General features: G+C 34.5%; 18 protein-coding genes and 1 riboswitch. Of the genes, 17 read left to right on the top strand and 1 reads right to left on the bottom strand.

Going from position 1 to position 21,058, the window contains the following annotated elements; genetic code table 11:
• The first annotated feature begins 227 nt into the window (after window positions 1–227).
• From C4F50_RS10220 to C4F50_RS10260, 9 genes are all read left to right on the top strand, one after another.
• Complete coding sequence (locus tag C4F50_RS10220) at window positions 228–1,532, top strand: O-acetylhomoserine aminocarboxypropyltransferase/cysteine synthase family protein (protein ID WP_193846556.1); 1,305 nt, start codon at window positions 228–230, stop codon at window positions 1,530–1,532.
• A 270-nt stretch (window positions 1,533–1,802) separates the two neighbouring features.
• Window positions 1,803–2,891 (top strand): homoserine dehydrogenase family protein, encoded by a 1,089-nt coding sequence (locus C4F50_RS10225; RefSeq protein ID WP_193846558.1) that lies wholly within the window; start codon window positions 1,803–1,805, stop codon window positions 2,889–2,891.
• Window positions 2,892–3,515: 624 nt separating this feature from the next.
• Window positions 3,516–3,716 carry a hypothetical protein gene (locus C4F50_RS10230; RefSeq protein WP_193846560.1) on the top strand — a complete coding sequence of 67 codons (201 nt, stop codon included), beginning with the start codon at window positions 3,516–3,518 and terminating at the stop codon, window positions 3,714–3,716.
• Window positions 3,717–3,904: 188 nt separating this feature from the next.
• Window positions 3,905–4,013, top strand: a riboswitch (SAM riboswitch).
• Window positions 4,014–4,093: 80 nt separating this feature from the next.
• Entirely contained in the window at window positions 4,094–5,077 is a 984-nt protein-coding gene (locus C4F50_RS10235) for an alpha/beta fold hydrolase (RefSeq protein WP_193846562.1), read from the top strand.
• Window position 5,078: 1 nt separating this feature from the next.
• Window positions 5,079–7,493, top strand: a complete 2,415-nt coding sequence (gene thrA / locus C4F50_RS10240; protein ID WP_193846564.1) for a bifunctional aspartate kinase/homoserine dehydrogenase I — start codon at window positions 5,079–5,081, stop codon at window positions 7,491–7,493.
• 197 nt (window positions 7,494–7,690) lie between these two features.
• Window positions 7,691–8,116, top strand: coding sequence for an OsmC family protein (locus tag C4F50_RS10245; RefSeq protein WP_193846566.1), 426 nt, complete (start codon window positions 7,691–7,693; stop codon window positions 8,114–8,116).
• Window positions 8,117–8,237: 121 nt separating this feature from the next.
• Window positions 8,238–9,410, top strand: a complete 1,173-nt coding sequence (locus tag C4F50_RS10250) for a trans-sulfuration enzyme family protein (RefSeq protein WP_193846568.1) — start codon at window positions 8,238–8,240, stop codon at window positions 9,408–9,410.
• Between the two features lie 255 nt (window positions 9,411–9,665).
• Window positions 9,666–10,178: an RDD family protein gene (locus C4F50_RS10255; RefSeq protein ID WP_193846570.1), complete on the top strand. Its 513-nt coding sequence runs from the start codon at window positions 9,666–9,668 to the stop codon at window positions 10,176–10,178.
• Between the two features lie 131 nt (window positions 10,179–10,309).
• On the top strand, window positions 10,310–10,720 hold the full coding sequence (locus C4F50_RS10260) for an RrF2 family transcriptional regulator (RefSeq protein WP_193846572.1): 411 nt from the start codon (window positions 10,310–10,312) through the stop codon (window positions 10,718–10,720).
• Window positions 10,721–10,783: 63 nt separating this feature from the next.
• Here C4F50_RS10260 and C4F50_RS10265 read toward each other — a convergent pair whose 3' ends face one another.
• Window positions 10,784–11,566, bottom strand: a complete 783-nt coding sequence (locus C4F50_RS10265; protein ID WP_193846574.1) for a sulfite exporter TauE/SafE family protein — start codon at window positions 11,564–11,566, stop codon at window positions 10,784–10,786.
• A gap of 311 nt (window positions 11,567–11,877) precedes the next feature.
• Between C4F50_RS10265 and C4F50_RS10270 the strand changes: the two genes are divergently transcribed.
• The 8 genes from C4F50_RS10270 (at window position 11,878) to C4F50_RS10305 (ending at window position 20,874) form a co-directional block, all read left to right on the top strand.
• On the top strand, window positions 11,878–12,780 hold the full coding sequence (locus C4F50_RS10270) for a sulfite exporter TauE/SafE family protein (protein ID WP_193846575.1): 903 nt from the start codon (window positions 11,878–11,880) through the stop codon (window positions 12,778–12,780).
• 26 nt (window positions 12,781–12,806) lie between these two features.
• Window positions 12,807–13,517: a phosphoadenylyl-sulfate reductase gene (locus C4F50_RS10275; protein ID WP_193846577.1), complete on the top strand. Its 711-nt coding sequence runs from the start codon at window positions 12,807–12,809 to the stop codon at window positions 13,515–13,517.
• Between the two features lie 150 nt (window positions 13,518–13,667).
• Window positions 13,668–14,567, top strand: coding sequence for a sulfate adenylyltransferase subunit CysD (gene cysD, locus C4F50_RS10280; RefSeq protein WP_193846579.1), 900 nt, complete (start codon window positions 13,668–13,670; stop codon window positions 14,565–14,567).
• A 114-nt stretch (window positions 14,568–14,681) separates the two neighbouring features.
• Window positions 14,682–15,926 (top strand): sulfate adenylyltransferase subunit 1, encoded by a 1,245-nt coding sequence (locus tag C4F50_RS10285; protein WP_193846586.1) that lies wholly within the window; start codon window positions 14,682–14,684, stop codon window positions 15,924–15,926.
• Between the two features lie 79 nt (window positions 15,927–16,005).
• Entirely contained in the window at window positions 16,006–18,096 is a 2,091-nt protein-coding gene (locus C4F50_RS10290) for a HEPN domain-containing protein (RefSeq protein WP_193846588.1), read from the top strand.
• Window positions 18,089–18,862, top strand: a complete 774-nt coding sequence (gene cobA / locus C4F50_RS10295; protein WP_193846590.1) for a uroporphyrinogen-III C-methyltransferase — start codon at window positions 18,089–18,091, stop codon at window positions 18,860–18,862. The genes C4F50_RS10290 and cobA overlap by 8 nt, the downstream gene beginning before the upstream one ends.
• A 283-nt stretch (window positions 18,863–19,145) precedes the next feature.
• Complete coding sequence (locus C4F50_RS10300; protein ID WP_193846592.1) at window positions 19,146–19,727, top strand: precorrin-2 dehydrogenase/sirohydrochlorin ferrochelatase family protein; 582 nt, start codon at window positions 19,146–19,148, stop codon at window positions 19,725–19,727.
• 94 nt (window positions 19,728–19,821) lie between these two features.
• Complete coding sequence (locus tag C4F50_RS10305; protein ID WP_193846594.1) at window positions 19,822–20,874, top strand: NAD(P)/FAD-dependent oxidoreductase; 1,053 nt, start codon at window positions 19,822–19,824, stop codon at window positions 20,872–20,874.
• Window positions 20,875–21,058: the final 184 nt, after the last annotated feature.

Genomic DNA, 21,058 nt, shown 5'->3' on the forward strand with positions numbered 1-21,058 from the left:
ATATAAATACAATCGCATTTCAATACTTAATGAGAACAGATTCTCAAAAAAAACGAGACAGAAGAAGCAAAGATAGAATTAAATAAAGAGCAGTATTTACAAAGTCAAAATTCATTGTTGCTGCAGCTTTATAATCTTGAAGAAGAAGATTTATACGTTTAAAATCAATATCAAAAACCATTACATATACTATTATAATTAACAATATTCAAAAAAACTAAGAAATCATGAGCACACAAAAATTTGCAACCAATGCACTTCACGCAGGACACGATGTTACTAAAAATTCAGGAACAAGAGCAGTGCCTATTTATCAGACATCATCTTATGTATTTAATAACGCCGATCATGCCGCCAATTTATTTGGTCTTGCAGAAGCTGGTTTTATTTATACAAGATTGAATAACCCAACAAACGATGTTTTAGAACAGCGTCTTGCGGCACTAGAAGGAGGAATCGGTGCTGTAGTTACCGCTTCTGGAGCATCGGCAATTTCAACAACTTTATTAACGCTTTTAAAAGCTGGAGATCATATAGTGGCTTCGAATAGTTTGTACGGCGGTACTTATAATCTTTTAAAAGTAACCCTGCCTAGATTAGGAATCACTACAACATTTGTAGATCCTTCAAAACCAGAAAACTTCACCAAAGCAGCAAAAGAAAATACAAGAGCTTTCTTTGTAGAATCTCTTGGGAATCCAAAATTAGACGTATTAGACTTAAAAGCAATTTCGGCAGAAGCCAAAGCGTTCAAAGTGCCATTTATAGTAGACAATACAGTTGCGACACCCTATTTATTAAACCCAATTAAATATGGTGCCGATATTGTTATTCATTCCTTAACTAAATATATTTCTGGAAACGGTACCTCGTTAGGAGGTGTTGTCATTGATGCTGGAAACTTTGACTGGTCAAACGGAAAATTCCCAGAATTTACAGAACCATCTGCAGGATACCACGGATTAGTATATCATGAAGCTCTAGGAAATGCTGCTTTTATTGCAAAAGTAAGAATTGAAGGGCTGCGTGATTTTGGTGCCGCATTGAGTCCGTTTAATGCTTTTCAAATTATTCAAGGATTAGAAACACTTCCAATCAGAATTAAAAAACACAGCGAAAACGCTTTGGCATTGGCCGAATGGTTAGAAAAACAAGATGAGGTCGTGTGGGTAAATTATCCAGGTCTAAAATCAAGTAAATACTATGATTTGTCTAAAGAATACCTTGCAGAAGGACAAAGCGGTGTCTTAACTTTTGGACTAAAAGGAGGCTTTGATGCCGCCAAAAAAGTAGTTGACGAGACGAAGTTGTTTTCTTTATTAGCCAATATCGGCGATACAAAATCATTGATTATTCATCCTGCGAGTACTACACACCAGCAATTGACAGATGACGAACAATTAGAAACAGGAGTTTCAAAAGATTTGGTTCGCCTTTCTGTTGGAATCGAAGATATCGAAGATTTGATAGCAGATCTTCAGGCTGTTTTTGCAAGTGTTACCCAATCGCAATACAGCATCAATAAAAATTAGGTTTTTTTGTTTTTTGTTTGAAAGATTGCCTTTAGCCTCTGCGCTAAAGGTAATTTTTTATGAAAAGCATCATTATAAAATTTAAAACCACATAAGGGATATAAGTTCATTTGGTAGAGACACGCCACCAGTGCGTCTAATTGCAGCGATTCACTCCAGTATGTCTAACTGTAAAGATTTACCGCAACATTTTAATCAACAGTATTTAAATGCACCGATTTTAAATGAACTTATATCGTTTATATGGTTAAAACTAAAATAGTAGAAATCATGTCAAAGCTTAAAATAAACATTATCCTTTTTGGGATTGGAAATATCGGAAGTACTTTGATAAATCAGATTATCGAAAGTCAGGATTTTTTTCTGGAAAATAAAAATGTAGATTTTCATTTTCCTATTATAACCAATTCTACCGTGGCTTTTTTTGAAAAAGAAGGAGTAGGCTATTCCTGGGAAACCAATTTTAGGCAATTGGCTGTTCCTTTTAAAATAGAAGATGTCATCGCTTTTGCGAAAGAAAATGAGTTCGAAAATCTCATAGCTGTAGATGCAACCGCCAGTGATGAATTGGTTAAACACTATAATACATTGATCCAAAACGGATTTAATATCGTAGCGGTTAATAAAAAGGCAAACACACTTCCGATCGATTTATACAAAGAATTAAGGGCGAATGTAAAAAAATACGATAAAGAGTTTTTGTATGAAACTTCGGTAGATACAGGAATTCCCATTTTGCAGACTTTAAGAGATTTGTATTATTCGGGAGAAAAAATCACTAAAATCCGAGGTGTTTTCTCAGATAATTTGAGTTATGTCTTTAATCGATTTTCGTCAGAAGACGTTTCGTTTTCTGCTGTTTTAAAAGACGCAAGTCTGCTCGGTTTAATGCGTTCGACATTCAAAGAAGATTTGTCTGGAAAAGATACGGCAAGAAAACTGCTGATTTTGACGCGGGAAATCGGTAAGGATTTTGATTTTTCTGATATTCAAATTCAGCCATTTATCACAGAAGAGCATCTGGAGAAAAATGGTATATTGAATAGAGAAGCAGTAGATCAATCTTTTAAAATTGTCAAAATCACACAAGCAGAAAATCATGTTTTGCGCTATATTGGGGAATTTGACGTCGAGAAAAACAAAGCGGAAGTCAAATTGGTTTCAGAACCCGCAGATTCGCCAATTGGACAATTAAAAGGTTCGGATACTATTTTTGAAATTTATACCCAGTCTTACGCATCAGTTCCTATTGTTATTCAAAGCGCACCGGCTTGTAAGCAGGCTATTTCGAGAGGAATAATCGCAGATATTTTAAAAATTGCAGAAAAAATAAAAAATAAAGAAGCCGTCTGGCTTTAAAATGTGCAGATATTAGATAAAAGTTCTTTGAAAGAGTGATACAGAAAAGCTTTTGAAAACCGTGTTTTTGTAGGTTTTTTACTCGATAATCATTATTTTTTAATTTTGTAAGATGTTAATAGACGTTAAAAAAAGTTTATTAACGTTTTTTGTACTTAAATTCTTGAATTTCATTTGTATAATAAAAAAATTATTTGCATATTTGTGATACCCAAAAACTACTAGAATCAAATGAACTTAAAAGTCAATAAAATGTTTTGTGCCATTTCGGTTATAACCGAGGCTGGGTTGTCTATTGCTTAAAAATTGTAAGAAAACACAATATATAGTAAAAGCCTCCCGAAAAATATTTGGGAGGCTTTTTAATTTTTACACAAATGCTGAAATTTTTTAAAACACAACATAAGTCACAGATGAATAAATCCTTACAGATGAACAAGATGTTTAACGTCGCGCTTATTTGCGTATGCGTCTGTTGATACTAAAAGTATAATGAGTTTAAAAACTTAAACCCTTTTGGTATTTGAAATCCCAAAAGGGTTTTTTTATTCCGTGAAACAGCTTAACAAAAAAATAAAAGATAAATAAAGATTTAAAAACACAACTAAAATAAAACGTACTATCATGAGCACATTGAACTACTTAGCAGAAAAAATTTCTAATTTGAAAAACAGAAGAGCAAAAAGAAACAATCCGCCGCCAGCAAACGAATTAAATCATCCAAGATTCGGAATGGCAGAAGCTGATAAAAATGCTGAAAAAAAAGCACCAAATTCTTTATTGTTTTTGATGTATTCAAAAGAAAATGAAACACTTTTTATTTAAATTGAGAAGTGATATAAATTAGGTTAAAACCTGCTTAATTTTACTGGGCATTCCTGTTCGGTAATTTTTTGCGTATAATAGTTTTTGCTGCAGTATGTTTATGAAATTGAACAAACAATTTCGATAAAATTTGTTTGTTTGATAAATTAGTAGTTAATTTGCACCGTTAAGTTCAAACACGTATTGAAATGTTATAAAGAAAGGAGGAGGGATTAGACCCGATGAATCCTTAGCAACCCTTCGTTAATTCGAAGAAGGTGCTGCATTCTACCACGCCCAAACGTGGAAAGATAACAACAAGATTTTTTCTAGTAAGTATACTCTAGACTTTCTTTCTAATATTTCCACACACAAATCAAAATTTAAAGATTTGAAAATTGGAAAATAGACCTAATCCCATTATAATTCAAGATTTCATCACAGAAAGTGGTGCTTCTTATCATTCTATACCACTAAGCTTTACCTTGTCAGGACAGCCTCTTTTTAGTGCGCCTGTTATTTTGGTAAATCATGCCTTAACAGGAAATGCTGTTGTTACCGGAGAAAATGGCTGGTGGAATGATTTGATTGGTGAAGGCAAAACCATTGATACTGGAGTGTATACAATATTGGCTTTTGATATTCCTGGAAACGGAAGCAATGATTATATTGTAGAAAATCCTCATGATTTTACGGCTAGGGATATCGCCAGAATTTTTATTGAGGGTTTAAATGTCTTAAAAATTCAACAGCTTTTTGCCATTATCGGAGGTTCTGTAGGAGGCGGTATTGCATGGGAGATCTTAGCATTAGAACCCAATATCACAGAACATTTGATTCCGATTGCAAGCGATTGGAAATCCACAGACTGGCTGATTGCCAATTGTTTTCTTCAAGAACAAATCCTGAACAATTCATCAAGACCCATCGAAGATGCTCGAATTCATGCGATGCTGTGTTACAGATCTCCAGAGTCATTCAAAGAAAAATTTAAGAGAACCATTAATCAAGATCTTTTAATTTTTAATATAGAAAGCTGGCTGGCACATCACGGAAAAAAACTACAGCAGCGTTATCAATTGTCGTCTTATAAACTTATGAATCAATTGCTTAAAACAATCGATATCACAAGGAATTCAGAAAACTTTGAAAATTTATTATCAAAATCTAAGGCTTCAATTCATATCATCGGGATTAATTCAGATTTGTTTTTTACAGCCAAAGAAAACAAAGAAACCTTTGTAGAATTAAAGAAATTTAAAGACAATGTTTTTTACAGCGAAATTGATTCCATTCACGGACATGACGCTTTTTTAATCGAGTACAAACAATTAGACTATTTACTTGCCGACATTTTTAAGGCAGAAACAATAAAGAAATAAAATGAAAGTATTAAAATTTGGAGGTAAATCATTAGCAAACGGAGAAGGACTTAACAAAGTTGTTTCTATCATTTCGGATAAAGTAAATCAAGGAGAAAAAATTACAGTCGTAGTTTCTGCGCGCGGTAATGCAACAGACGAATTAGAATTTATTTTAAGCATTGCGGCAAAAAACGGCAGTTACAAAGAATTATTAGAGAATTTTAAAAAATATCAGATCTCAGATTATCCGCATGTAGATTTGTCTGAAGAATTTAATGTTTTGGACAAACTTTTTGAAGGGGTAAGTCTAATTGGTGATTACAGTAAAAAAATCAAAGATCAGATCTTGTCAAAAGGAGAATTACTTTCGGCCAGATTGCTGACTGCGATTTTGAAAGAAAAAGGAATTCCTGCCAACTTTGTAGATTCTAGAGAATTGCTGAAAACAGATTCTAAATTTGGCGATGCACAGCCTTTGGAACAGCTTTCTAAGAAAAATGTTGTCAATTATTTTAAAGAACATAACGGCGAAACGGTTAATATAGTTACAGGCTTCATTGGATCCAACAACAACAACGACACAACTACTCTAGGTAGAAACGGCAGTAACTATACCGCTTCGTTAATTGCAAATTATTTAAATGCAGAAGAACTTCAGAACTTTACGCATGTAGACGGAATCTATACTGCAAATCCTGATTTAGTTGCCGATGCTAAAAAAATTGAATATTTATCGTTTAATGAAGCAAATGAATTGGCCAATTTTGGAGCTACAATTCTGCATGCGAAAACGATAATTCCTTTGTTAGAAAAGAATATTCCACTTCGTATTTTAAATACGTTTAATCATGAAAATCGCGGCACATTAATCACTTCAGATTCTTCAAAGGAAGGAATTAAGACACTTTCAGTATTAGAAAATGTTTCTCTTGTAAATCTTGAAGGACGAGGATTACTTGGAAAAGCAGGTGTTGATGCCCGAATTTTTAAAGTAATGGGAGATCACAATATCAGTGTAAGCATCATTTCTCAAGGTTCATCAGAAAGAGGAATCGGATTGGTTGTAGCAACCGATAAAGCGACAACGGCGGTTGTAGAATTGGAAAAAGAATTTGAAAATGATTTTTATTCTAAAGATGTCAACCAAATCACAGTAACAGATAATGTATCGGTAATTTCGATAATTGGGCAGGATTTGAGCACTTTTCATAAACCGTATACCGCTTTGATCAAAAATAAAATTGTTCCGATTTTGTTTAACAATACTGTTACGGGGAAAAACGTGAGTTTGGTTGTTAAAAAAGAAGAATTAAATAAAGCTTTAAACGTAATTCACGGAGAAATTTTTGGAGTTTCTAAAAAGATCAATATTGCTGTTTTTGGTCACGGATTAGTGGGTGGCACTTTGATTAATCAAATCTTAGAATCAACAGCGGCAATCGAAAAACGCAAAGGAATTAAACTAAATGTTTTTGCAATTGCGAATTCTAAAAAACTGCTTTTGAATAAGTATGGGGTTACGCAAGACTGGAAAAACGAAATTGCAGCAAAAGGCGAACCTTATACCATAAATGATATTATTTCATTTGCAAACGAACATCATTTAGAAAACTTAATTGCAATCGATAATACGGCAAGTGCATCATTTGTAGAAAATTATATTTCTTTAATCGAAAGCAGTTTCGATTTGATTTCTTCAAATAAAGTAGCCAATACATTGAGTTATGGTTTTTACAAAGAAATTAGAAAAGCATTAGCAGAAAATCAAAAGAATTATCTTTATGAAACCAATGTTGGTGCAGGTCTGCCATTAATTGACACCATAAAATTGCTGCACCTTTCTGGTGAAAACATCACAAAAATCAAAGGAGTTTTTTCAGGGACATTGAGTTATTTATTCAATAATTTTTCTGCGAAAGATGTTCCGTTTAGTGAAGTTTTACAGGAAGCAATTGATAACGGATATACAGAACCAGATCCGCGTGAAGATTTATGCGGAAATGATGTTGGAAGAAAACTTTTAATCTTGGCAAGAGAATTGGATTTGCAAAATGAATTTGAAGAAATTTCAATTCAGAACCTGATTCCAGAACACTTACGTGAAGGAAGTGCTGCTGACTTTTTGACGAAATTAAAAGAATTTGATCCGATTTACGAAAAAGTAAAAGCCGATCAAGAACCAAATCACGTTTTAAGATATATCGGAGAATTATCTGGAGATCTTCAAAACGATAAAGGAATTTTGGAAGTAAAATTAGTTTCTGTTCCTTCAGATACTGCTCTAGGCGGATTAAAAGGTTCTGATTCTTTCTTTGAAATTTATACAGAATCTTACGGAGACAGACCAATTGTTATTCAGGGAGCTGGTGCAGGTTCTGCGGTAACAGCAAGAGGAGTATTTGGCGATATTTTGAGATTGTCTGAGAAAGAGTAATTTGATTGCAGATTGCAGGATTTTAGTACCGAAGTTTCGGTAGTAGATTTTAGATTTATTAATCTTGGTTTGGAGAAATTCTTTACGGAATTACTAGTGCAATTTACTTCGTATTCTCGCTATTTATCGAGTCTTGTTCAGCGAAATGAGAAGATTGCAGAAAATTGAATTAAAAAAAACAAAAAAATAACAACACAATGAAAGTAACCTTAAACAGAGTAAACGACGCATTTCATTTTAAAGTAAAAAATGAACGCGGGCACGTAGTTGACGTTGACAGCAGAGCCGAATTTGGCGGAAGCGATTTAGGTGCAAGTCCGATGGAGTTAGTATTAATGGGAGTTGCAGGATGCAGTGCTATTGATATGATTTCTATTTTGAAAAAACAACGTCAGGAAATCACTTCTTTTAACGCTGAGGTTGAAGGAACACGAGTTCAGATTGAAGAAGCAAAACCTTTTAAAGAAATCGATGTGGTTTTTTATTTAGAAGGAAAAATCAATCCGGAAAAAGCAAAAAAAGCAGCACAACTTTCTTTTGAGAAATACTGCTCAGTTGCCAAAACAGTAGAACCAACAGCAACGATTAAATATAAAGTTGTCTTGAACAACGAATCTTTGTAAGAATTAGAAAATTAGTCAATTAGAGAATTAGAAAATCTCTCTAAAAAGTTTGAATTTTAAGTTCAGAGATAACCTGAAACTTTAAACTTGAAACAAAAAAACAAAACAACAAAACAACACAATGAATACAGAAGAATTTGGTTTTGAGACACAAGCCATTAGAACACAATTAGAAAGATCGCAGTATCTAGAGCATTCGGTGCCATTATACTTATCGTCAAGTTTTGTATTTGAGGATGCAGAAGATATGCGCGCTTCTTTTACAGAAGAAAAAGAAAGAAATATTTACAGCCGTTTCAGCAATCCAAATACTACAGAGTTTGTAGATAAAATCTGCAAAATGGAAGGTGCAGAATCTGGTTATGCTTTTGCAACCGGAATGGCAGCGGTTTATTCTACGTTTGCCGCCTTATTAAATTCAGGAGATCACATCGTTTCGGCAAGCAGTGTTTTTGGTTCAACACATGCTTTGTTTATGACCTATTTTCCAAAATGGAATATCGAAACGTCTTATTTTGAGATCAGCAAACCAGAGACTATTGAGAGTTTTATTAAGCCAAATACTAAAATATTATACGCAGAATCACCAACAAATCCTGGTGTAGATGTAATCGACTTGCAATTGTTGGGAGATCTTGCTAAAAAACACAATTTGATTTTAATCATAGACAATTGTTTTGCAACACCCTATCTGCAGCAGCCAATAAAATTTGGAGCTCATTTAGTAATACATTCTGCAACAAAATTAATCGACGGACAAGGGCGTGTTTTAGGAGGAGTTACCGTTGGAAGCGAAGATTTAATCAGACAGATTTATTTATTTTCTAGAAATACAGGTCCGGCTTTATCGCCATTTAATGCTTGGGTTTTGTCTAAAAGTTTAGAAACTTTGGCCGTTCGTGTTGACAGACACTGCGAAAATGCTTTAAAAGTGGCTGAATTTTTAGAAAGTCACCCGAATGTAAATAGTGTAAAATATCCATTCTTAAAATCGCATCCGCAGTACGAAATTGCCAAAAAGCAAATGAAAGCCGGAGGGAATATTATTGCATTTGAAATTAAAGGCGGAATTGAAGCGGGAAGAAAATTTTTGAATTCAATTCAACTTTGTTCGCTTTCGGCAAATATCGGTGATACAAGAACAATTGTGACACATCCAGCTTCTACAACACACAGTAAATTATCTGAAGAGGATCAATTGGCAGTTGGAATCACGCAAGGTCTTGTTCGTGTTTCTGTTGGTTTGGAAACTGTTGAAGATGTAATTGCAGATTTGAAGCAAGCGCTTTCTTGATATTAGATTTTAGAATTCAGATTTTAGATTTAATCTGAAAATTATATAAAGACGATTTTTGATAGTAAAAGCCGCTATCAAAAATCGTCTTTTTTATGAGGTGTTTCCAGAAAAATATATTTTTACAAGATGATACAGATGATTTTAAATGTAATTTTTTTAGGGTTAAAACAACCTTTTTTTATGCTTGTTTAGGAAAAAGCTATATTTTTGTTTGGATCTAAAGGATCTAATTATTTTGAAACAAGTTGAAATATGACTGAATCTAATTATGTTTTGAATGAAAGAATAACAGCTTCAAGTGGTAAACGTTTTCTTAATTATGTTGTTGACTATGCAGCTACCTATATTTTGGCTTATTTATTTGGAATTGCAATGCCGTTTGTAATTAATATTCTGGATTCATTTGGTTTTACGGCTCCGGGATTTTGGTATTTTAATTTAAATAGTTTTTATGTATTTCTTATCGGCATAATGTTGACACTGCTCTATTACTTTGTGATTGAAGCTTTTTGCGGGAGATCTCTAGGTAAATTTGTTACGGGAACAATTGTTGTTGATGAAAATGGTTTAATGCCTAAACCTAAAAAGATTCTAATACGAACTTTATGCCGTCTTATTCCTTTTGAAGCTTTTACTTTTTTTAATTCATCAAGAGGATGGCATGATTCTATTTCTGACACCTATGTAGTTAATAAAAAGGAATTGGATGAAGAGGTAAAATTATTTGAGGATTTCAATTTAATCGGTCAAAAAGAAGTAGTTTGATAGATTTAGTAGAATTTAACTTTCTTCTTATGTGAAAGTTCAAACAAAAAGCATACTTTTGTTTTTTAATAAATTAGGTTGTTGAAAAAGGAAATCTAAAATCAGCAATTTAAAATCAAAAATTATAATTAGTGCTTTCAAAGAAAACAAAATACGGAATTAAAGCTTTGACTTATTTAGCAAGACGCGAAAATAATGATCCAGTTCAAATTGCCGAAATTGCCAAAAGTGAACATATTTCGATTAAATTCTTGGAAAGTATTTTATTGCTTTTGAGAAATTCAGGATTTCTTGGAGCCAAAAAAGGAAAAGGCGGCGGTTACTATCTTATCAAAGATCCGAAAGATATCAGTATGGCTAAGGTTTATCGTATTCTGGAAGGTCCGATAGCTCTTTTGCCTTGTGCGAGCCATAATTTCTACGAAAGATGTGACGACTGTGATGATGAAACTACCTGTGCAGCAAGACGTTTAATGACAGAAGTACGCGATAATACACTTAAAATATTAGAAAGTAATTCTTTGGCAGATATTGCATTTTAGAACTTTATTTTAGTATTTAATTGTCCTGCAAGGTTTTGAAACCTTGTAAAGGGGATGTTTATTCTAAAAAATTAACTTATATCCAGCTAAGAAAAGCATTACTGCGATAGCATTTCTCAGGAACTGATCTGGAACTTTTCCGCTAAGCATACTTCCGATATAAATTCCTGGAAGTGATCCCATTAATAATTGGCCTAACAATCCTAAATCTAAATTTCCCATAGAAGCGTGGCCAAGTCCTGCGACCAAAGTTAACGGAACTGCATGTGCGATTTCTGTCCCTACCAATTTTGCTGTTGGTAATAAAGGATAAAGAAAGAACAGAGTAACAGTTCCCAAAGCTCCTGCGCCAATCGACGTTAAAGTTACTGTTGCCCCAAGTAAAACTCCGATCCCGATAGTAAGCATGTTTTGAGTAGTGCTTTCGCTGTGGAATTTATCTCCAGCGTGTTTTTGCGAGTATTTTAATATTTTTTGTTTGAATATAATGGCAACTGAAGTAAATAACAGCGCCCAGCCTAAACTATGTTTGATTACTCGGTTTATAGTTTCGATGTCTGTTTTAATACTGTGTAAAATCCATAAAGTAAGCAAAGCAGCAGGTACACTTCCTAAAGTGAGCCAGCCTGTGATCTTCCAGTTGATATTGCCTTTTTTATTGTGTACAAATATTCCTCCGGCTTTTGTAAATGCAGCATAAAGTAAATCGGTTCCCACAGCGGTTGTAGGTGGAATATTAAAATATAATAAAATGGGAGTCATTAAAGAACCGCCTCCAACACCTGTTAACCCAACAATAAATCCAACAACTAAACCTGCAATTACAAGACCAATCTGAAAATCCATAAAAAAAATTTGCGTAAAAATACAACATTTTTATAATTATCCTATAGATCTGGTAGAGATTAAATACGTATTTTTGTAAATCACAAAATCCGATTGTCTTGTTACAATCTTACTATTGCTGTGTATTATTTGTTAAATTAATTACTAATCGTCTTTAGAATGTCTTACATCTTGGTTTAAAAGAGAATAACTCACGCAAAAAGTAAATTTATTTTTTTGATATTTCAAAATATATAGTACATTTGCAAAGTAATCTACTAAGCCGATAGGGTAATGGATTTTTTGAAAGACCAGAAAACAAATCCTAGAATATGGAAAATGAACTTAAATTAAACAATACCACTGTAAAGGCGAATGCTTTGTCAAAGGAAAACTTATGGGTTATAATACCTGTTGTTTTGTTATTAGGTTTAGTTGTTACGTTAATTTATAATCATCACGCTGAATTTTCTTGGAGTGGTTTAGCTCACGGAGTTGATGAAAACCTTTTGGCTTTTTTCTTAATTGGTGTTTTTGCCCAATTGGTAGACGGCGCGTTAGGAATGGGCTATGGAGCAACTTCTACGTCATTTTTATTGGCTTACGGAGTACCTCCGGTTGTGAGCAGTACCGCAGTTCACGTTTCAGAAATGTTTACAACGGGAGCATCTGCGTTATCGCATCATCGTTTTGGAAACATCAATAAAAAATTGGTAAAACATCTGTTGATTCCAGGAGTTTTAGGTTCAATCACCGGAGCTTATTTATTGTCTGATTTTATTGATGGTGATATTATTAAGCCTTTTATTGCGGTTTATATGATCATTTTGGCGGCTATTATTATTAAAAAAGCGCTGAAGAAAAACGTTGAAAAAAAGAAAACTAAAAAATTAGGCATTTTAGCTGTCTTTGGAGGTTTCATGGATTCAATAGGCGGCGGAGGCTGGGGTCCGATTGTAACTTCAACTTTGCTAGGAAGAGGAAGAAATCCGAAATACACCATTGGTTCTGTTAATGCTGCCGAGTTTGCGATATCCTTTGCAAGCGGTATTACGTTCATGCTTTTCGGCGGAATTCATGGCTGGCAGGTTATCATCGGATTGATTGCAGGGGGTGTAATTGCAGCGCCGATTGCGGCTTTTTTAGTAAATAAAATAAAAAGAAAACCAATGATGATTGCCGTTGGAATATTAATCATCTTGTTAAGTTTAAAAACATTATCTAAATTATTGTAAAGATATATTTAGAAAGGAAAGAGAATATGAGTGCGAAAGTTGTAGAATTATTATTAGAAGAAACAAAAGATTTTTCGTTAGAAGAAACTTTAAATTTTTTGGCAGAAAAATATCCAAATCAAGTTGTTTTTTCGACTTCATTTGGGCAGGAAGATCAGGTAATTACCGATTTTATCTTCAAAAATGACATCGATATTACGGTTTTTACTTTAGATACAGGAAGACTGTTTCAGGAAACGTATGATGTTTTTCACAGAACATTAAAAAAATACAAAAAACAGATTGAAGTGTATTTTCCAGAAGCTGCGGCGGTAGAAAATCTACTTCAGACAAAAGGACCGAACAGTTTTTATGATTCGGTTGAAAACAGAAAAGAATGCTGTTTTATTCGAAAAGTGGTTCCATTACGAAAAGCTTTAGCAGGAAACGTAGTCTGGATTACAGGTTTAAGAGCCGAACAATCTGAAAACAGACAAGATTTGAATTTGTTTGAATACGATGGAGGTTTTGAAATCATCAAATTCAATCCGTTATTAAAATGGACTTTAGAAGAAGTAGAAAATCATCTAAAAGAATTTAATGTGCCTCAGAATGCGTTGCACAAAGAAGGTTTCGTAAGTATCGGCTGCGCGCCTTGTACAAGAGCCATTTTTCCGGGAGAAGACATCAGAGCTGGAAGATGGTGGTGGGAATCAAGCCATAAAGAGTGTGGTTTGCACAGTGCTAAGAAAGAGTAGTAGAAGAAAGAAGCAAGAGACAAGACTTCTGCAGAGAATAGAGTAGAGATTATAGAATAAAGAGTGGAGATTTTAGATCAGGCGAAAAACTTGAAACTTTAAACCTGAAACAAAATTTTTCACAACAAAAATATCAAACAAAAAAACAAAATGAGTTCAGTATTAAAAACAAACGCTTTAGAGAGTGAAGCAATTTATATTTTCAGAGAAGTAATTTCACAGTTTGACAAACCAGTTTTACTTTTCTCGGGAGGAAAAGATTCTATTACATTAGTGCGTTTAGCACAAAAAGCATTTTTTCCTGCAAAGATTCCGTTTCCTCTTTTGCACGTTGATACGGGACATAATTTCCCTGAAACAATTGCTTTCAGAGATAAATTGGTAGAAGAATTAGGATTAGAATTAATCGTTCGTAACGTTCAGGATGCTATTGACGAAGGAAAAGTGGTTGAAGAAACGGGAAAATATTCTAGTAGAAACAGCCTGCAGACCACAACGCTTTTGGATGCAATTGAAGAATTTAAGTTTGATGCCTGTATTGGCGGAGCGCGTCGTGATGAAGAAAAAGCAAGAGCTAAAGAACGTATTTTCTCAGTTCGTGATGATTTCGGACAATGGGACGAAAAAAATCAAAGACCTGAATTGTTTGATATTTTAAATGGAAAAATTGAAAATGGTCAAAACGTTCGTGTTTTTCCAATTTCAAACTGGACAGAACTAGATGTTTGGAGTTATATCGAAAAAGAACAAATCGAGATTCCATCAATCTATTTTTCACATAAAAGAAAAGTTTTTTTGAGAGACGGTTTAATCTGGTCGCATTCTCCTTATGTGTATCAGGAAGAAGACGAACAAATCGAAGAACGAATTGTTCGTTTCAGAACCGTTGGAGATATGAGTTGTACAGCTGCAGTTGAATCTTATGCTGCAACAATCGAAGAAGTGGTAGGCGAAATCAGATCGTCAACCATTTCTGAAAGAGGAGCCAGAATCGACGACAAACGTTCTGAAGCTGCAATGGAAAAGAGAAAACAACAAGGGTACTTTTAATTTTTGGTTAGAAGTTAAAAGTTAACAACAGAAAGTAAAATTCAAAAAAACATACAGATTTAAGTTTCGAGAGAACATGAAACCTGAAACTTTAAACCTGAAACAAATATTAAGATGGACGTTTTAAAAATAGCAACAGCAGGAAGTGTAGATGACGGAAAAAGTACTTTGATCGGAAGATTGTTGTACGATACAAAATCATTGACTACAGATAAAATAGAAGCAATCGAAAAAAGCAGCAGACAAAAAGGCTACGATTATCTTGATTTTTCTTTGGCAACAGACGGATTGGTAGCAGAAAGAGAACAAGGAATCACAATTGACGTTGCGCATATTTATTTTTCGACTGCGAAGAAAAGTTACATTATTGCAGATACTCCAGGGCACGTAGAATATACCAGAAACATGGTTACAGGAGCGTCGACTTCTCAGGTTTCAATCATTTTAATTGATGCCAGAAAAGGCGTGATCGAGCAGACATACCGTCACTTTTTTATCAATAATTTATTGAGAGTAAAAGAAGTAATCGTAGCGATTAACAAAATGGATTTAGTGGATTATTCAGAAGAAGTTTTCAATAAAATCAAAGCCGATTTTCAGGCATTAAATGCAAAAAGTACTTTCAAGGAACAAAACGTAAGTTACATTCCGTTAAGCGCTATAAACGGCGGAAACGTGGTTGACAAATCAGAAAATATGCCTTGGTATGATGGACAGACAGTTTTAGAACATTTAGAAGGATTGCATTCTCATGATGTTTTTGAAACAGGAAAAGCACGTTTCCCAGTTCAAACTGTTATTCGTCCAAAAACAGAAGAATACCACGATTTTAGAGGATACGCAGGAAAATTATACGGAAACTCAATTAAGGTTGGAGATGCCGTAACGGTTCTTCCTTCATTAACAGAATCAAAAGTATCAAAAATTCACTTTTTCGATAAAACATTTGACGAAGCTGCAGCAGGATCTTCAATTACAATCGAATTAGAAAATGATATCAATGTAACGAGAGGTGACATGATTGTAAAATCATCTGAACTTCCAAAAATTGAAAAAGAAATCACCACAACCGTTTGCTGGATGGACAGTAAAAAACTGGTTGCAGGAACAAAATATATTGTACAGCACAACACAAACTCTGTTCTGGCAAAAGTAGAAAGTATCAAAAATACAATTTCAACAGATTATTCTGGAACAAAAGAGGCATCGCAATTGGCGATCAACGAAATTGGAGAAGTAAACATCAAATTAAGCAAGCCTTTATATTTTGATGCCTATAACGAAAATAAATCAAACGGAGCTTTTATCTTAATTGATACCGCAACCAATACCACCGCTGGAGTTGGATTTATTAGATAAAATGCAATAGACTTTAAGTCTTGAGCACAAATAAGAAAGTTAAAGTTAGCTATTAGCTAAGAGCCAAAAGCAAAAGAAAATGGAAAGTTTTAGAACAGAAATAGAAAATCCGATCGTTCAGAAAGAGATCATCGAATTAGAAAAAAAGATTCATTTATTCCGTGGAGGAAAAATTGATGATGAGCGTTTTCGCAGCTTACGTTTAGCGCGTGGTATTTACGGGCAGCGTCAGGAAGGCGTTCAGATGATTCGTATCAAACTGCCTTATGGTAAAGTTACCAGTGAGCAATTAGTACGTATCACGCAGGTTTCTGATGAATATTCTACAGGACGTTTACACATAACGACGCGTCAGGATATCCAGATTCACTATGTAAGTCTAGACAGAACACCGGAACTTTGGGCAGATTTGGCTAAAGACGATATTACACTTCGTGAAGCCTGCGGAAACACGGTTAGAAATATTACAGGAAGCGAATTGGCTGGTGTTGACGTAAACGAACCGTTTGACGTTTCACCTTATGCGCACGGGCTTTTTCAATATCTATTAAGAAACCCAATTTGTCAGGAAATGGGGCGTAAATTCAAAATTTCGTTCTCGTCTTCAGACGAAGATACTGCTTTGAGTTATTTACACGATTTAGGATTTATTCCGAAAATTAAAGACGGGCAAAAAGGTTTTAAAATCATGTTTGGCGGAGGTTTAGGATCTCAGCCGGCACATGCCGAATTGCTTACAGAATTTGTTCCGGTAAATGAAATCATTCCAACTGCAGAAGGAATCATCCGTATTTTCGACCGATATGGTGAGCGTGCCAAAAGAATGAAAGCACGTATGAAATTCTTAATCAAAGAAATGGGAAAAGATGTTTTTCTTGATTTGGTTGAAAAAGAGAAAAAAGCCATCGCTTTTGAAACATACGAAATAGATACAACAGCTTTTGAAGGACCAATTGCTGAACCATTATTGCAAGTTCCACAAGTTACAATCGAAGATACTGCAGCTTATGAAGCCTGGAAAAAATCGAATGTAATCAAACAGAAACAAGAAGGTTATTATGCCATTGGAATCAAAGTTTTATTAGGAGATTTTTATACGGATAAAGCCAGATTATTAGCAGATTTAATAAAAAATTACGCAGCAAACGAATTACGTTTTTCATTGCGTCAAAATATTGTAATACGTCACGTAAAAGAAGAGAATCTTCCTTTCTTTTATCAGGAATTAGCCAAACTGGACTTTGTTCATTTAGGTTATAATTCAACGGCAGATATTACAGCTTGTCCGGGTACAGATACTTGTAATTTGGGGATTGCAAGTAGTACCGGAATAGCTGAGGAATTAGAAAAAGTTTTAAATGCAGAATATCCTCAGTATTTAAACAACCGCGAAATTGAAATTAAAATCTCAGGTTGTATGAATGCCTGCGGACAGCATAATATGTCTGCAATTGGATTCCAAGGAATGTCTATAAACTCAGGAAAACTAGTTGCTCCGGCTTTGCAGGTTCTGTTAGGTGGAGGAAGATTAGGAAATGGAGCTGGACGTTTTGCAGACAAAGTAATTAAAATTCCGAGCCGTAGAGGACCAGATGCTTTGCGTACCATTTTAAATGATTTTGATGCCAATGCAAACGGAGAAAAATTCCTAAACTATTACGATGCAAAAGGAGAGAAATATTTCTATGAAATTTTAAAACCTTTCGCAGATGTAACCAATTTAACAGAAGCTGATTTTGTGGATTGGGGTAATGCGGATAATTATGTAAAAGCAGTAGGAGTTGGAGAATGTGCCGGAGTTGTGATCGATTTAGTAGCGACTTTATTATTAGAAGCAAAAGATAAATTAACATTCGCACAAGAATCTTTCGACGAAGGAAAATGGTCAGATGCAATCTATCACGCTTATGCTGGATTTGTAAACGGTGCCAAAGCATTATTACTTTCTGAAAACGAAAAAACAAACAATCACGCTGGAATTGTTGATTTATTTGATAAAGTTTTTGTAGAAAGCGCAAAAATTGGATTGCCGACAACCTTTAGAGAATTGGTATATCAAATCAATCAAAATGATCCAACCGAAGCATTTGCAAAACAATATATCGAGGAAGGAATCGCATTTTTTGCAATCATAGAAAAATACAGAGCACAAGAATTAGCAAATGCTTAATATAAAACCCAAAATAACTTTAGTTGGTGCAGGTCCTGGTGATCCGGATTTACTTACGCTCAAAGCTGTAAAAGCATTGGCTGAAGCGAATGTGGTTTTGTATGATGCATTGGCAAACGAAGAAATATTAGAACACGCACCAAAAAACGCCATCCGAATTTTTGTTGGAAAACGAAAAGGAAACCACAGTTACACACAAGAACAAATCAATCAGCTGATAGTTGATAATGCTTTGACGTATGGAAATGTAGTCCGATTAAAAGGCGGAGATCCGTTTATTTTTGGAAGAGGAAGCGAAGAAGTTGAATTTGCAGAAAGCTTCGGAATTGAAACCACTGTTGTTCCCGGAATTTCATCTGTAGTTGCCGTTCCTGCAAGTCAGGGAATTTCAATTACAAAAAGAGGCGTTTCAGAAAGCTTTTGGGCAATTACAGGCACAACATCAAACAGAGAATTATCTGCAGATGTAGCTTTGGCAGCTCAATCTTCTGCAACCGTAGTGATTTTAATGGGAATGCATAAATTGACAGAAATCGTTCATTTATTTCAAAAAGAAAATAAAGGGGATTTACCGGTTGCCATCATCCAAAACGGAACAACGGCAGAAGAAAAAGTAGGAGTAGGAACGGTAGATTCGATTGTTGAAGTGGTGAAAGAACAAAAATTGAGCTCGCCGGCAATTATTGTGTTAGGAGAAGTTGTCAGAGAAAGCAATAAATTAAAAGGGTTTTACGAAGAGTTTGTTTCAAAAGAAACCATTCATTAAAATTAGATGTTCCGTTAGGACATTTCATCGGTAGAAAAAAAAGAAATCATTGATCAAAATTAGATGTTCCATTAGGAACATTTCATCGGTAGACAAAGAAAGAAACCGTTCATTAAAATTAGATGTTCCGTTAGGAACAATTCATCGGTAGAAAAAAAAAATAAATGTTTTCAATAATAATGTTCCGTTAGGAACATCTGATTGACAATCTATTTTGCAGCGTCAGGTTTTAACCCGAAGTTTGCAGTATTAATTGTTCCTTTAGGAACAACATATTGGTAACATGGAACAAAACGAATTATATCCGATATTTCTAAAACTCCACAACTTAAATGTTTTAATTGTGGGCGGAGGGAACGTAGGTCTGGAAAAGCTTTCTTTCTTGCTAAAATCAAGTCCGAACGCCAATGTTGAGGTTGTAGCAAAAGATTTCCATTTAGAGATCAAAGTGCTCGCAGAACAACATCCTTCGATAACCTTAACAGAATCGAAGTTTAAGAAAAAAATGCTCAAAAAACGGCATATGGTAATTGCGTGTACTGACGATTTAGAAGTCAATAAAAAAGTATACGATTTAGCCCGAAAGCGTTATTTGATTTGCAATATTGCCGATACGCCAGATTTATGCGATTATTATTTGGGCGGAATTGTAACAAAAGGAAATGTAAAAATTGCCATTTCGACCAACGGAAAGTCGCCGACAACAGCCAAAAGACTGCGAGAGTTTTTTGAAGAAGTAATTCCGGAAGACATCAACCAAATGGTTGAAAATCTCAACGAATACCGAAAAACACTCAAAGGAAACTTTGAAGAAAAGGTTAAAAGAATGAATGAGATTACCTCTTCATTAAAAAATAGAGAGTAAAAAGAGCAAGGAAATCAATGATAAAAATCATTTGTCAATAGAATATATTATTCGTTTCTTTGTATTATTAAGAATGATTATAAACAACACCATAATGATTAAAACAGATATACTTATAATTGGAGCAGGACCAACAGGTTTATTTGCCGTTTTTGAGGCAGGATTGCTAAAATTAAAATGCCACATTCTAGATGCCTTGCCACAAGCGGGAGGACAACTATCAGAGTTATATCCAAAAAAACCAATTTATGATATTCCTGGATTTCCAGAAGTATTAGCAGGAGATTTAATCGATGGTTTGCAAGAGCAGATCAAACAGTTTGAACCTGGCTTTACTTTAGGCGAACGTGCAGAAACAATCGAAAAGCAAGAAGACGGAAGTTTTATCGTGACCTCCAACAAAGGAACTAAATTTCACGCACCTGTTATTGCAATCGCAGGAGGTTTAGGAAGCTTTGAGCCGCGTAAACCACTTATAGAAGATATCGAGTTTTATGAAGATAAAGGAGTAAAATACTTCATTAAAAATCCAGAGAAATTCAGAGACAAAAGAGTTGTAATTGCCGGAGGAGGAGATTCAGCATTAGACTGGTCAATTTTCTTAGCAAACGTAGCTTCAGAAGTAACTTTAATTCACCGCAGAAATGAATTTAGAGGTGCTTTAGATTCTGTAGAAAAAGTACAGGAATTAAAAACAGCTGGAAAAATCAAATTGATCACACCGGCAGAAGTAATCGGAATCAATGGTGCTGAGCATGTTGAATCATTAGACATCGAAGAAAACGGAGCACACCGTAAAATCGAGACAGATTATTTTATCCCGCTTTTCGGATTAACGCCAAAATTAGGTCCGATAGGCGACTGGGGATTAGAAATCGAGAAAAATGCTATTAAAGTAAACAATGCATTAGATTACCAAACTAACATTCCGGGAATCTTTGCTATTGGCGACGTAAACACTTATCCAGGAAAGTTAAAATTAATCCTTTGCGGATTCCACGAAGCAACCTTAATGTGTCAAGCTGCGTACGGAATCATCAATCCAGGTAAAAAATATGTATTAAAATATACAACAGTTTCTGGAGTAGACGGTTTCGATGGAACTCGTAAAGAAGCACCAAAAGCGGTTGTTAAGGCGATTGTTTAAGCTTCTAAATTAATAAAATTGAAATATAGTAAAGCCCAAACTTTTAAAGTCTGGGCTTTTTTTTACGGATAATCCTACGAGAATTCCAGAGAGATAAATGCCTGCAGCATTGAAATTATTGTGTCATAATTAGAACTCAAAAGAAGTGACATGTTAGAAATAGAATATAATGCCGCTCCTCTGG

Source organism: Flavobacterium hungaricum (assembly GCF_015182285.1).
Classification (GTDB): domain Bacteria; phylum Bacteroidota; class Bacteroidia; order Flavobacteriales; family Flavobacteriaceae; genus Flavobacterium; species Flavobacterium hungaricum.

Excerpts from the sequence above, each read along its gene's own strand:
- C4F50_RS10225 (WP_193846558.1), top strand. The coding sequence starts at position 1,803 with ATGTCAAAGCTTAAAATAAACATTATCCTTTTTGGGATTGGAAATATC.
- C4F50_RS10255 (WP_193846570.1), top strand. The coding sequence starts at position 9,666 with ATGACTGAATCTAATTATGTTTTGAATGAAAGAATAACAGCTTCAAGT.
- C4F50_RS10285 (WP_193846586.1), top strand. The coding sequence starts at position 14,682 with ATGGACGTTTTAAAAATAGCAACAGCAGGAAGTGTAGATGACGGAAAA.
- cobA (WP_193846590.1), top strand. The coding sequence starts at position 18,089 with ATGCTTAATATAAAACCCAAAATAACTTTAGTTGGTGCAGGTCCTGGT.
- C4F50_RS10265 (WP_193846574.1), bottom strand. The coding sequence starts at position 11,566 with ATGGATTTTCAGATTGGTCTTGTAATTGCAGGTTTAGTTGTTGGATTT.
- C4F50_RS10220 (WP_193846556.1), top strand. The coding sequence starts at position 228 with ATGAGCACACAAAAATTTGCAACCAATGCACTTCACGCAGGACACGAT.
- thrA (WP_193846564.1), top strand. The coding sequence starts at position 5,079 with ATGAAAGTATTAAAATTTGGAGGTAAATCATTAGCAAACGGAGAAGGA.
- C4F50_RS10290 (WP_193846588.1), top strand. The coding sequence starts at position 16,006 with ATGGAAAGTTTTAGAACAGAAATAGAAAATCCGATCGTTCAGAAAGAG.
- C4F50_RS10250 (WP_193846568.1), top strand. The coding sequence starts at position 8,238 with ATGAATACAGAAGAATTTGGTTTTGAGACACAAGCCATTAGAACACAA.
- C4F50_RS10300 (WP_193846592.1), top strand. The coding sequence starts at position 19,146 with ATGGAACAAAACGAATTATATCCGATATTTCTAAAACTCCACAACTTA.
- C4F50_RS10245 (WP_193846566.1), top strand. The coding sequence starts at position 7,691 with ATGAAAGTAACCTTAAACAGAGTAAACGACGCATTTCATTTTAAAGTA.
- C4F50_RS10270 (WP_193846575.1), top strand. The coding sequence starts at position 11,878 with ATGGAAAATGAACTTAAATTAAACAATACCACTGTAAAGGCGAATGCT.
- C4F50_RS10275 (WP_193846577.1), top strand. The coding sequence starts at position 12,807 with ATGAGTGCGAAAGTTGTAGAATTATTATTAGAAGAAACAAAAGATTTT.
- C4F50_RS10230 (WP_193846560.1), top strand. The coding sequence starts at position 3,516 with ATGAGCACATTGAACTACTTAGCAGAAAAAATTTCTAATTTGAAAAAC.
- cysD (WP_193846579.1), top strand. The coding sequence starts at position 13,668 with ATGAGTTCAGTATTAAAAACAAACGCTTTAGAGAGTGAAGCAATTTAT.
- C4F50_RS10305 (WP_193846594.1), top strand. The coding sequence starts at position 19,822 with ATGATTAAAACAGATATACTTATAATTGGAGCAGGACCAACAGGTTTA.